Here is a 13001-nt window from a genome sequence, read left to right as displayed (position 1 = left end):
AGCGGTATAAGTGGAAGAAGCGTCACGAGCCGAATGATCGGCACAGGCCGACGTATTGCGGCAGGGCGTGATCGCCGAGACATCACAGTGGCTCGGCGTCACACCAGGGAAGGTACGTGTTTGAGTTGTCAATCGGTTACCAGTTTGATCCCTTCCCTGGAGTAGGACCATGCGTGCGGTGAAACGTAGCTCGAGCAAACAGCGTCGACCCTCCCAACGATCGCTGTCAAAGCGCCGGCGGTTGTCGGCGCAGTGTCTGGAACCGCGTCAGATGCTCGCGGGTGATGTCATGGCAGACTTCGCAGGTGGTGTGCTGACAATCACCGGTGATGGATCCGGAAACGGCGTCGAATTGATTCCCGGCGACAACCCGGGCGAATACCGCGTGATCGGCACCGACGTCAACGGCGCGATGACGCAGGTCACCGGCACCGGCGTCTTCATCGACGATCCGATGAGCGATGTCGTCGTGGACCTGGGCGGCGGCAGCGACACCTTCACCATTCGCGGCCTCAGCGCAGCCACCCCATTGGCTGTGCACGGTGGAGTCAGCATCAGCGACCCGTCGGGCGCGAATACCTTTGAAGTGATCAATGCGCGCATCTCTGGCGCGTTCGCAGTATCCGGTGGCGTCGATGAAGATGACGTCCAAGTCGACGGTTCGCGGATTATCGGAATCACCAGCTTGGCCTTGGGCGATGGCGACAACTCGGCGATGCTGTTTAACAACACCGTGCTGGATGGCGATTTCATCTACAGTGGCGGTGCGGCCGAGGACAGCGTGTTCGTCGTCGAAGCCGAAATCGATGGCATCGTGTCGATCGCAACCGGCGACGGCAATGACAAAGTCGTCTTCGGAATGTCGACCGACCCCACGGTCGGCGGCGATATCTCGATCAGCTTGGGTCCTGGCAATGACCGAGCCATCATCCACGATACCGACGCCCGACGCCGCGTCACGATTGACGGGGGCGACGGTCACAACATCGTCGACATCGAGCAGAGCGCGATCGGGGTCAGCGTGACCGGTACGGTTCTGGACATCGCCAACGGTACTGGCCACGACACGCTATCGATTCGCGACACCGTGATCAGCGATGATGTGATCGTGGCGAACGGAGGCGGTATGTTTGGCAGTGACACCGACATCGTCGACAGCGACATCCGTGGTGATTTCGATTTTTTCGCCGATGATGGCGTGGACATTTTTAATGTCGCCAACTCGCAGATCCGCAATGACGTCTCCCTGACCTTTGGCGATGGTGAGAGCTTTGTCTCCTTCCTGGGGGCCGATCTGGGCGACGACCTGGCGATCCTGGGCGGCATGCATCGCGACGATGTGACTCTGGAATCGACCGTACTAGAAGGCGATGCCGACATCAGTCTGCTGGCCGGCATCGACCGCCTGAGCGTCCTGGCGGGAACTCAGCTGAAAGGCATCAGTACCCTGTCCGGCGGGGCCGGCATCGACGTCGATGTGTTCACGCGCGAACTGGCTCCGGGAGCGGTCGACATCGCTTTGCTGCTGTTGACGGAATTCGAAGACCATCAGTTCGTCAACAATTAATCACCGCCGCCCCATCGGCAAGCTCGCTTCCAGCACCCGGCCAGCCCCCCGCAAACGGCCGGGTGTTTTTCATACCCAGTGGCATAGGCTTCCAGCCTGTGAAAGCAGTGGCACAGGCTTCGTCTCCAAACTACCATCCAACTTATCTCCCCAACCCCAAAGGCTGCTGTCTTTATGTGGAAGCTACGTTCGCAGCGTCCCGCGCGGCATCGGTCGATCGCCGAAGGTTCCAGTGTCCGAGCGGAACGCCGTCGCTCTCGTCGCCGCGGGCTCGCCCGAAGGTTGTTGACCTGCGAAAACCTGGAAGCTCGTCGGCTGCTGGCCTGTGGAGCGGACGTGTGCGTGGACGTTCAGTTCGTCGATCCGGCGTCGCCCCAAACCGCTTTAGAAGTGTTGCGTCCCGGACGCGACTACCAGGCACGCGTCTCGATTCAAGACGACCGGGGCCAGGACGCGGCGGGAATCTTCCAAGCCTACTTCGACGTCCTCTACGACGCCGCCCTGATCACATTGCCCTCGGCGGATATCCAGCACGGGTCACAGTACAGCGTCCGCCAGCTGGGCGACGCGTCGACGGCCGGATCGATCGACGCCGCGGGCGGTACCAGCCGTGGCATCCCGGAGAATCGCGACGCGTCGTATCTGCTGTTTCAGTTTGGGTTCCAGACCGATGCGACCGGCACGTTGACGCTGGACTTTGCGCCTGACAACAACCCCAGCAACCGTGTCGAGTTCTTCCCGCCGGACGGCGAAGCGACCGATATCGGCTACGTCGGCAATGCGATCCCGATTCGTCAACCGCTGACGCCGGTGGTCAGTATCGCGGCGACCACGGGCGGCAGCGAAAACGGCCCCACCGCCGGCCGCTTTACCGTCAGTCAAGCGGTCGCGACCGCGACGCCTACGGTCGTTTCGTATACGGTCGGCGGAACGGCCACTTCGGGCAGCGACTTCACGCCGCTTTCGGGCTCGGTCACGATCCCCGCTGGTACAACGTCGGCCGTCATCAATGTTCCGGTCGTGGACGATGCCGTAACCGAAGCCTCGGAAACGGTTGTGGTCACGTTGTCGGCGATCACCAGTGGCGACCCGCAGACGTCGCTCAGCCCTTCGGCTCGGACCGCACAGGTTTCGATCCAAGACAACGACACCGCGGGCATCCTCGTCACGCCGACCTCCGGCCTGCAGACCAGCGAAACCGGTGGACTGGCATCCTTTCAGGTATCGTTAACGAGCCGACCAACCGGCAACGTCAACATCCCGCTGAGTCTGAGCGACACGACCGAAGGCACTCTTTCGACCACCAACCTGGTCTTCACCGCCAGCAACTGGAACGTGGCTCAAACCGTTTCGGTCCGGGGCTTGAACGATAATCTGGATGACGGTGACGTCGCCTACCGCGTCGTAACCGCCGCGGCGACCAGCAGCGACGGCAACTACAACGGACGCAACGCCGCCGATGTGGAACTGGTCAACATCGATGACGACACGGCCGGGATCACGATCAATGCGGCGACCGGACTGACGACGACCGAAGCGGGCCTCGGCCAGTCTTTCACCGTTCGCCTGAGCAGCCAGCCGACGGCCGACGTCGTGATCGGATTGTCGTCCAGTGATTCCAGCGAGGGCACGCCCAGCCCCACCAGCCTGCGTTTCACTCCTTCGAACTGGAACGTCACACAGACCGTCACCGTCACGGGGGTCGACGACGCGGTTGCCGATGGCGACCAGGCCTACACCATCCGCACCGCTGCGGCGACCAGTGCGGATGCGTCCTACGACGGTTTCGATGCGGCCGATGTGTCGCTGATCAACCAGGACGACGATGTCGCCGGGTACGTCGTCGATCCGACCAGCGGACTGACGACCGGCGAAAATGGCGATTCCGAAACTTTCACCGTCCGCTTGCAGAGCCAGCCGACGGCCAACGTCTCGCTGGGTGTCAGCGTCGACGATACCAGCGAGGGGAGCGTCAACCAAGCGCAACTGACCTTTTCGCCGGCAAACTGGCAATCTCCTCAGACCGTCCGCATCACTGGCGTCGATGACGATTCGGTCGACGGCGACGTTCAGTACCGCGTCCGCTTTGCCGCCGCCACCAGCAGCGACAGCGTGTATCAAGGAACGAAGCCGGACGACTTGGTCGTGACCAATACCGACGACGACGTGGTGGGTGTACGAGTTGACCCGACCTCGGGACTGGTCACCGGCGAGGCGGGGCCGACGGCCAGCTTTAGCGTCGTATTGACCAGTGCGCCCACCGCCGACGTGACGCTGCAGCTGTCCTCCAGCGACCCCGGCGAAGGCGTTCCCGGCGTCGATACGCTGACCTTCACTCCGGCCAATTGGAACACCCCGCAAACCGTTACCGTAAGCGGCGTCGAAGATGATCTCGTTGACGGAGCCGCCGGCTATGCCATCCTGACCTCGCGCACCAGCAGTGCCGATCCGTTGTACAACAATCTGATCGTGGCCGACGTCTCCGTCACCAATCAGGACAACGACACCGCCGCAGCGATCGTCGCTCCGACGTCCGGCTTGGTAACGGGCGAAGACGGCAGTGCGGCGACGTTCACCGTCCGGTTGACCGCTCAACCCACGGCGGACGTCATCATCCCGGTCGCCTCCAGCGACCCCAGCGAAGGCACCGTTTCCACGACCGCATTGACCTTTACGCCCCAGTCCTGGAACGTGCCGCAAACGGTCACGGTCAGCGGAGTGGACGACGACGAGGCCGATGGGGATGTTGCCTACGCCATCCAAACCGGCACCACGACCAGCACCGATGCGGCATTCAACGGTTTGACCGTCGACGACGTTTCGGTGACCAACCTGGACGACGACGAGGTGGCGGTACTGATTGCCCCCGTGACCGGCCTGATTACCGGCGAAGACGGATCCACAGACCAGTTCACCGTCCGCCTGGCCAGCCGCCCCACGGCCAACGTAACGATCGATGTAAGCAGCAGCGATCCCGGCGAAGCGTTGGTGGACGTGACGCAAATCCTGTTCACGCCCCAGTCTTGGAACCAAGCTCAAACGATCACCGTGACCGGCCAGGACGACGACGTCGATGATGGCGATGTCGCTTATCGCATCGTCACCAGCACGGCCAGCAGCGACGACCCGGCCTATCATGGGCTGGCGGTCGAAGATGTGCTGGGAACGAATGAGAATGACGACACCGCCGCGATCCTGGTCACGCCACCCGCCACCCCCGAAACTTCCGAATCGGGCGGAACCGCCACCTTCAGCGTGGTGCTGGGCAGCCAACCCACGGCCGACGTCGTGATCGCGCTTTCGAGCAGCAATCCTGACGAAGGAACCGCGGACCAACCGGAACTTGTCTTTACACCGGAGACCTGGAACGCGCCGCAGACGGTCGTGGTGAACGGCCAGGACGATCTGGTCGACGACGGTGATGTGGCGTATACGATCATCCTCGCAGCGGCCGGCAGCGATGATCCGGGATACGCAGGCCTGGACGCCGACGATGTATCCCTAACCAATCTGGACGACGACGTGCCGGGGATCGCCGTGGTACCCACCGCAGGCTTGGAGGTCAGCGAGACGGGCCAGAACGCGACGTTCGACATCGTGCTGACCAGCCAGCCCACCGCGGACGTGACCATCCCCTTGGCCTCGAGCGACTCGGGCGAAGCGACGCTGTCGACGCCTGCCGTCACCTTCACACCCGACAACTGGAACACGCCCCAGCGGATCACCGTCACCGGCGTCGACGACGACCAGGTGGATGGCACGGTGCAGCTGAGCGTCCGAACCGCAGCGGCCGTTAGTGCGGATCCGATCTTTTCGGGCATCGATGCGACGGATGTGGCCGTCCGCAACCTGGACGACGATCGAGCGACGCTGTCGGTGGCCGACGTGCGTGTGAGCGAAGGCGACGATCCGGGGGCTGCGGCGACGTTGGTCTTCACAGCAGCGGTTTCGCATGCCGTGGCCGGTGGTTTCAGTGTGGATTTCGCCACCGCCGCGGACACCGCTTCGCAAGAGGATTTCGACGCTCGGAGCGGCACGTTGCGTTTCCAGGGGACGGCTGGGGAGACACAAACGATCAGCGTACCGATCACTGCGGACGGCGTCGTCGAAGCGGACGAGACCCTGCGGCTGGTCTTTGCGAACGTCGGCGAAACCACCCTGGGCGAGCGCATCGACCTGCCCAGGCAAGCTGCCGTGGGGACGATCGCCAACGACGACACCGCCGCAATCGTGCTGGACGGTCCGGCCAGCGTCGTCGAGGGCACCGGCGAAGCCCTCACGCAGCTGAGTTATACCGTACGGTTGGTCGGCACGGTCCAGGATGGTTTCTCGGTGAACTATGCCTCGGTCGATGGCTCGGCCACCGTTGCCGATGGTGACTTCGTGCCCAGTACGGGGACGCTGAACTTTGCGGGCGATGCAGACGAAACCCACACGATCACGGTGAATGTCGCGGCCGACGACCGTGTTGAGCCGGACGAAACGTTTCAACTGGCCCTGCAATCGATCGGTGGTGTCTCGGCAACGGTCGCCGATGCGATCACGCTGCCTCCACCGGCGCAGGTAACCATTACCAACGACGACTTCCCACGGCTATTGCTCAGCGACGTGACGGCCAGCTCCGTCGAGGGCAGTGGCGGGACCACAACCGAATTCCGCTTCCAGCTGATGCTCAGCGACCCCGTCGACGATCCCGACGGATTCGAAGTTCCCTTCCAAACCATCGATGGCACAGCATCGGCCGCGGCAGGCGATTATCAGAGTCGCAGCGGCACCGTGCGATTCGCCGGTACGGCGGGCGAAGTACAAACGGTTTCGGTGCTGGTCCAGCAGGATACGGTGGTCGAGACCGATGAAACGTTCACGGTCGCTCTGGGAACGATTTCGGGGTTGGCGCCGGGTTCGACCGTGGTCGTGCCGACCACTTCGCTGCAAGCTCGGATCGTCGACGACGATTCGTCGACCGTCACCCTTGCGGCCGAGGCCGTTTCGGTGGATGAGGGCGGACAGTACCGGATTACCGCAACGCTTTCCGCAGCGGTGCAGGGTGGGCTGGAGGTCGATTATGTGACGACCGATGGGACGGCCACGGTCGCCGACGGAGACTACAGTGCCGCCACGGGCACCTTGGCGTTTAGCGGTACGGCGGGCGAGCAACAAACGTTCTTGATCCAAACCGGCGACGACAACAAAGTCGAACGGCACGAAGCCTTTCAGGTGGCGCTGGCAAACCTGGCAGGGTTACCAGCGGCGTTGACCGATGCGGTTTCCCTCGATTCGCCATTGGCTTTGACAATCCGTAACGACGATTCGGCAACCGTAACGCTGTCGCCGGGACAATCCATCGTCGAAGGCGACAGCGGCACGCGGGAACTGGAGTTCACCGTCAGCGTTTCCGCGGCGATCGACGGCGGCGTCTCCATTCCGCTTGCCACCACCGATGGCACCGCGACCGCGGCCAGCGATTACACCGCGATCAACGAAACGCTGACGTTTTCCGGCAGCACCGCGGAAACGCGCACGATCCGCGTCCAAGTTGCCGGCGACGATGTGGTCGAAGGCGACGAAACGTTCTCGCTTGGATTGGGTGCGTTGCAGGGGCTGCTGGACGGTCTGGCCGACAGTGTTTCCTTCGGCAACAGGTCGTCGGTCGTCTCGATTGAGAACGATGATACGGCAACGCTGACGCTGGTGGGTCCGGGGGCCGCACTGGAAGGTACGTCCGACGCTGCCACCGCGTTTCGTTTTACGGTTCGTTTGGAAGGAGCGGTCCAGGACGGTTTCAGCGTGGGTTACGCCACCAGCGACGGATCGGCAACCGTGGCCGATGGCGACTACCTAGCTCGCTCGGCAGCGCTGACTTTCTCGGGCGTGTCGGGGCAAACACAGACCGTCGACGTGTTGGTTACGGCCGACGAGCGTGTGGAATCCGACGAGACGTTCCGCTTGCGGTTAGGCGAGATCACCGGTCTGCCCGAATCGGCGATCGATGCGGTACAAGTGGTCTCGCCCGTAGCGGTTGCCGAGATCCTCAACGATGACTTTCCGCGGTTGTTGCTGACCGACGTAACGGCCAGCCATGTCGAAGGCACGTCGCCCGATGGCTTTACCGAATTTCGCTTTGCGGTCACGTTAAGCGACGACGTGGACGATGTCGACGGCTTTCAGGTCCCCGTCGAAATTCAGGACGGCACCGCCACGGTGGCCGGTGGCGATTATCTGGACAATGACACCGTGCTGCAGTTCGGCGGTCAAGCCGGCGAGCAGCAGATCGTGACGGTGCGAGTGCGTCAGGACGCCGTTCTGGAAAGCGACGAAACCTTCAAAGTGGCATTGGGAGAGATTGCGGGGCTGGCCGCTGGACAGACCGTCCTCGTTCCGACCCCTGACCTTGCCGCCACGATTCGTGACGACGATTCCGCCACTCTGACGCTGCAAGCGGCCGCGGATCGGGTGACCGAAGCAGACGAGGGCACGACCGCCGCACGGTTTACCGCTTCGTTGTCCGCGGCCATCGAGGGCGGGTTCACGGTCGCCTATCAAAGCGACGATCAAAGCGCAAGCGTAGCCGATGAAGATTACGTCGATAACGATGGCGTTCTTGCCTTTCTGGGTGAGGCCGACGAAAGCCAGTCGTTCGAGGTACTGATCAACGGGGATCGTCAAGTCGAAGCGGACGAAACGTTCGCCGTTTCGCTGGGGACCGTATCGGGCTTGGATGCTGCGGCCCTGGAGCGATTGACGGTCCTGACCACGCCCTTGGTAACGACGATTCGAAACGACGATGCGGCGTCGCTGCGAATCGTGGGTCCCGGCACTGTGATTGAAGGCACCGGTGGCGGCAGCTCGTCGATGGAATTCGCCGTCACGCTGGACCACCCGGTCGCTTCCGCATTCACGGTCGCTTATGAGACCGTCGACGGCACCGCCACGGTTGCAGGCGACGATTACACGCGTACCGCCGGCCAGCTGCAGTTCGTCGGCGGCGTCGGCGAAACGCAGACGATTCGCGTTCCGATCCGGCGGGACGCCGTGGTCGAGAACGACGAGACGTTGACCGTACGGCTGACCGCGATCGACGGTCTCACACCGAGCTTGCAGCCGCATGTTCAGCTGGCCGTGGATACCGCCACCGCGACAATCGCCAACGACGATACCGCACGAATCGGCTTCGTTACCGATGCGTCGACGGTCCTCGAAGCCGACGGCACGCTGCGGATCGGCGTGCGGCTGGACGTCGACGCCGGCGGCTCGATCAGCCAAGCGGTTTCGACTCAGGTGATCGTTCGCAGCGGATCGACGGCCGAAGCCGAGGACTTTGTGCTGCAGACGGCCACGGTAACGTTCCCGGCCGGCAGCACCGACGGCACGGTTCGCGACGTCGTGTTGACGCTGACCGACGATGGCTTGATCGAAGACGCCGAGACCATCGTGTTGGCCCTGCAGCGGGATACGAACGAACTGCCGGCAGTCACTTTAGGTACTCAAACCCTGCATACGGCGACGGTCATCGACGACGCGATGGACGCGAGCCTTGCCGGGCGAGTCTGGGTCGATGCCAACGGCAATCGAACCACGGACGTGGGCGAGATGACGCTGGCCGGTGTGATGATCCGTCTGCGCGGCACAACGCTCGGCGGCGAGACCATCGAGCGAACGCTGACGACGGACCAAAATGGCGTCTACCGGTTCACCGATCTGCCGGCCGGCACCTACGCGCTCACTCAGGTGCAACCTGAGGGGTTGCTCGATGGCGCAGAGCTCGTCGGCCGGATCGGCGGTGTGAGCAGCGGTCGAGCGGGGGCGGACACGATTTCCGAGATCAGCGTGAGCCCCTCGCAACAGGGCCGAGACTACCTGTTCGCCGAACTCGGTTTGGACGCGTCTTCGGCCAGCCGCTACCGGTTCCTGGCCCGACCTCGGCAAACCAGCATGTTCGGCAACCCGATCACCGCAGCGATGCTGGCCGAGCCAACCCATGACGAAGCAGCCCACGACGCCGTCTTCACCGATCTTTAAGGTGTCAGGACTCTAACGGATTCTATGTGCGAAAAGAAAAGATTTCTCCCCTCTCCCCCAAAGCCTGGCGAGCCCAAGCGAGCCAGGATTTGGGGGAGAGGGGTCGGGGGTGAGGGGGAGAGGGGGGAAAATACTGTTTTTGGCCGCCCTGCGTCGTGCATAGAATCCGTTAGGGTCAGACGCTGTCATCGTTGAGGTGCCAGGACTCTTTTTTGTCGACCGAACGAAGAAGTGGCCTGACACCTTAAAGCTTGGATAGGTAGCGGAAAGATTGGACGCAAAGGATGATCGTTCCGGTTAACACGGTGACGGTCATCACGATCACGTACTGGCCGGGCGTGACGTGGGGGACCGCAAATGTTGCGATCGCGGCGACGATCAGGACGATCCCCAGCCCCAACAGGTACTTGGCCATGTACCGGTTGGCGGGATACCAAACGGCGGGATCGCGCAGGGTGCGGGGCGTTCGAAAGCCGTACCAGCGGTTTGGTCCGACGCGGCCGCGCAGCAGCGGTACGCTGAGCAGGACGAACAACAGGCCCATCGAAACGTACGCCGCTAGCAGTGCCAACATCCGCTTCCCTTTCCTTCGGCGGTAGGTATCCCTCTATAATAAGGGTTCGTACCTTGCCACGACGGCTTTTCGCTCGACACAACCGCACGTGCTGTTTTCATGTCTGGTCAATTGCCCACACTGCCCGCCAATGCTGCGGGTCATCCGGGCCGCTGGTGGAGCCTGCAGGAGGACGGTCGCATTCTGTGTCAGCTGTGTCCTCGAGCCTGCCGCTTGAACGAAGGCGATCGCGGCTTCTGCTTCGTTCGCCGGCGGTCCGGCGATGCCATGATCCTGGACACCTATGGACGCAGTACCGGCTTCTGCATCGATCCGGTCGAAAAGAAACCGCTGAATCATTTCCTGCCCGGCACGCCGATCCTCAGCTTCGGGACGGCCGGTTGCAACCTGGGCTGCAAGTTCTGTCAGAACTGGGACATCAGCAAGAGTCGCGAAGTGGCCCGGTTGAGCGATCAGGCGTCGCCCGAACAGATCGCGGATGCGGCCGCGGCGCAGGGGTGCCGCAGCGTGGCCTTTACCTACAACGATCCGGTAATCTGGGCCGAGTACGCGATCGATGTCGCGGCGGCCTGCCGCGGGCGTGACATCAAGTCCGTGGCGGTGACCGCCGGTTACGTGACTCCCGAAGCTCGCGAAGCGTTCTTCGCCCCGCTGGATGCCGCCAACATCGACCTGAAAGCGTTTACGGAATCGTTCTACTACAAAGTCACCGGTTCGCACCTCCAGCCGGTGCTCGATACGATCCGGTACGTCTGCAACGAAACGCCGTGCTGGGTTGAGCTGACGAATTTGCTGATCCCCGGCAAGAATGATTCCGAGGACGAACTGCGGCGGATGTGCGACTGGATCCTCGAGGCGGTCGGGCCCGATGTGCCCCTGCACTTTTCCGCCTTTCATCCCGATTACCGCATGCAAGACCGGCCGCGCACGCCACACGAAACGCTGATCCGAGCCCACGAGGTGGCGCGTCGGGCCGGACTGAACTATGCCTACGTGGGCAACGTCCACGACGGCGACCGCTCCAGCACCTACTGTCCGGGCTGCGGGGAACTGCTGATCCAGCGAGACTGGTATCAGCTGGGCACCTATGCCCTTTCGGGCAACGCCTGCAGCCGCTGTGGCACCACAATCGCCGGAGTGTTTGAAGCCGCACCCGGATCCTGGGGTCCCAAACGTCAACCCATTCGAATCGCATCGCTTAAACCGCCTGAGATGAATGCTCCCACACCGCAAACGCACGACCTGTTTGCCGCGGATCTGAACGAGGAGGCCCAAACGCTCATTCGTACGGCCGCCGGCGTCGCCGTTTGCCAGGCGGTCGAAACCGGGCAACACGCGGATCTCCAGGCGGTCCTCGGCCCCTGGGCACACCAGCCGGTCGCCGGCGTGTACGTAACGCTGAAACGAGGCCAGACGCTGCGGGGCTGTTGCGGTCGACAGGGTCCGCCCGTGCCGCTGTATCAAGCGATCGCCGACGCGGCCTTCCGCACCGCGACCGCCGATCCGCGGATGCCGCCGATCCAGGCCTGTGAACTGCCCTATTTGGATCTGTCGGTTTCTCTGATCGGGCCGGCCGAAGATTTCCCGCCCTCCGACAACTCCAACGACCTGGCGGCGGCCATCCAGATCGGACGCCACGGCATTCGCATCCGCCGTGGCCAACACGGGGGTCTGCTGTTGCCCTCGGTCGCCGTCGAACGTAACTGGGACGCCTATCAGTTCCTCGACGCGGTCTGCCGCAAGGCGGGCCTAGCCATCGGCGACTGGCGATTGGCCGATACTCACGTCCAACGCTTCGAAGGCCGGTACTTCGGGGGACCGGTCCTGGACGCTCGCGGCCAGCCGTTGGTGGAACCGCTGGAATTTCACACGGCGCCGGCCGCCCTCGCCGATGTTCGGCCCCCCGCGGTGGCGGGCACGTTTTATCCGGCCGATGACCGAGGCCGCGAAAGTCTGGTCGACGAACTGCTCGCTGGGCTGCCGCCGGCCGCCAAGCAACCCTGTTTGGCCGCCATGGTTCCGCACGCCGGACTCCGCTACTCGGGGCGCATCGCCGCGGACGTCTGGCGACGCATCGAAGTTCCGCGCCGCGTCGTGATGCTCGGTCCCAAACACACACCGCTGGGCGATAACTGGGCCGTCGCCCCGCACACGCGGTGGCAGTTGTCATCTTCGGCCTCTCTCGCCGGCGAGGCGTCCCTGGCGGAAAGCTTGGCGGATTCGCTGAGCCTCGCCGCGCTGGACGCCGAGGCCCATCGCCGAGAACACGCCTTCGAGACGCAGCTGCCGCTGCTGTATCGGTTGGCACCTCAGACGCAGCTGGTCTGCTTGGCGATCGGCGCGGCGCAGTGGCCTGAAATTCAGCAGACGGCCGCGGAGCTGGCGGAATGGATCGGGCGTCTGGACGAGCCGCCGCTGTTGGTGATCAGCAGCGACATGAACCATTTCGCCGACGAACACGAGACGCATCGCCGCGACCGATTGGCACTGGAGCGTTTGGCCGCCGGCGACCCACAAGCGCTCTTGGAGGTCTGTCGCCGCGAGAGCATCAGCATGTGCGGTCAGATTCCCGCGGCGTTGGTCCTGGAAACGCTGCACCGGCTGGGCCACACGTTTGCCTGCCGGGAAGTCGCCTACGGTACGTCGGCAGCGGTCAACGGCGACAGCCGCCGCGTCGTCGGTTACGCCGGAGCGTTGTTCACCACCGTGAATCAAACAGGGTAGGGTCGGGGGTCGCGTCGGCGGCACCAGATCCTGGGCGCCGCGAAGGTTGGCGGCGACGCAGAACCCTTGAGCCGTACGCGCGCTAGCGTCGGGCGGCAGATCCCAGGCATGAACTTC

The 13001-nt window shown here is 63.3% G+C and carries 4 protein-coding genes; 3 read left to right on the top strand and 1 reads right to left on the bottom strand.

Features of this window, described 5'->3' with window-relative positions:
• Positions 1 to 289 precede the first annotated feature (289 nt).
• The gene (locus tag GE027_RS12125) at positions 290 to 1567 is read left to right on the top strand and encodes a hypothetical protein (protein WP_153557464.1); all 1278 of its coding nucleotides are present in this window, start codon (positions 290 to 292) and stop codon (positions 1565 to 1567) included.
• 174 nt (positions 1568 to 1741) lie between these two features.
• Positions 1742 to 9586, top strand: coding sequence for a Calx-beta domain-containing protein (locus tag GE027_RS12120; RefSeq protein WP_153557463.1), 7845 nt, complete (start codon positions 1742 to 1744; stop codon positions 9584 to 9586).
• 244 nt (positions 9587 to 9830) lie between these two features.
• On the opposite strand, the gene GE027_RS12115 is transcribed toward GE027_RS12120, so the two are convergent.
• Positions 9831 to 10160: an SdpI family protein gene (locus GE027_RS12115; RefSeq protein ID WP_153557462.1), complete on the bottom strand. Its 330-nt coding sequence runs from the start codon at positions 10158 to 10160 to the stop codon at positions 9831 to 9833.
• Positions 10161 to 10259: 99 nt separating this feature from the next.
• Here GE027_RS12115 and amrS point away from each other — a divergent pair, with 99 nt between their 5' ends.
• Positions 10260 to 12884, top strand: coding sequence for an AmmeMemoRadiSam system radical SAM enzyme (amrS, locus tag GE027_RS12110; RefSeq protein WP_153557461.1), 2625 nt, complete (start codon positions 10260 to 10262; stop codon positions 12882 to 12884).
• Positions 12885 to 13001 lie beyond the last annotated feature (117 nt).

The organism is Roseimaritima sediminicola, from assembly GCF_009618275.1.
Taxonomy (GTDB): Bacteria; Planctomycetota; Planctomycetia; order Pirellulales; family Pirellulaceae; genus Roseimaritima; species Roseimaritima sediminicola.
The sequence above is the reverse complement of the archived record's forward strand: the minus strand, read 5'-3'. Positions and strand labels throughout refer to the sequence as shown.

Coding starts and splice junctions, on each gene's coding strand:
- amrS (WP_153557461.1), top strand. CDS start 10,260: ATGTCTGGTCAATTGCCCACACTGCCCGCCAATGCTGCGGGTCATCCG.
- GE027_RS12125 (WP_153557464.1), top strand. CDS start 290: ATGGCAGACTTCGCAGGTGGTGTGCTGACAATCACCGGTGATGGATCC.
- GE027_RS12115 (WP_153557462.1), bottom strand. CDS start 10,160: ATGTTGGCACTGCTAGCGGCGTACGTTTCGATGGGCCTGTTGTTCGTC.
- GE027_RS12120 (WP_153557463.1), top strand. CDS start 1,742: ATGTGGAAGCTACGTTCGCAGCGTCCCGCGCGGCATCGGTCGATCGCC.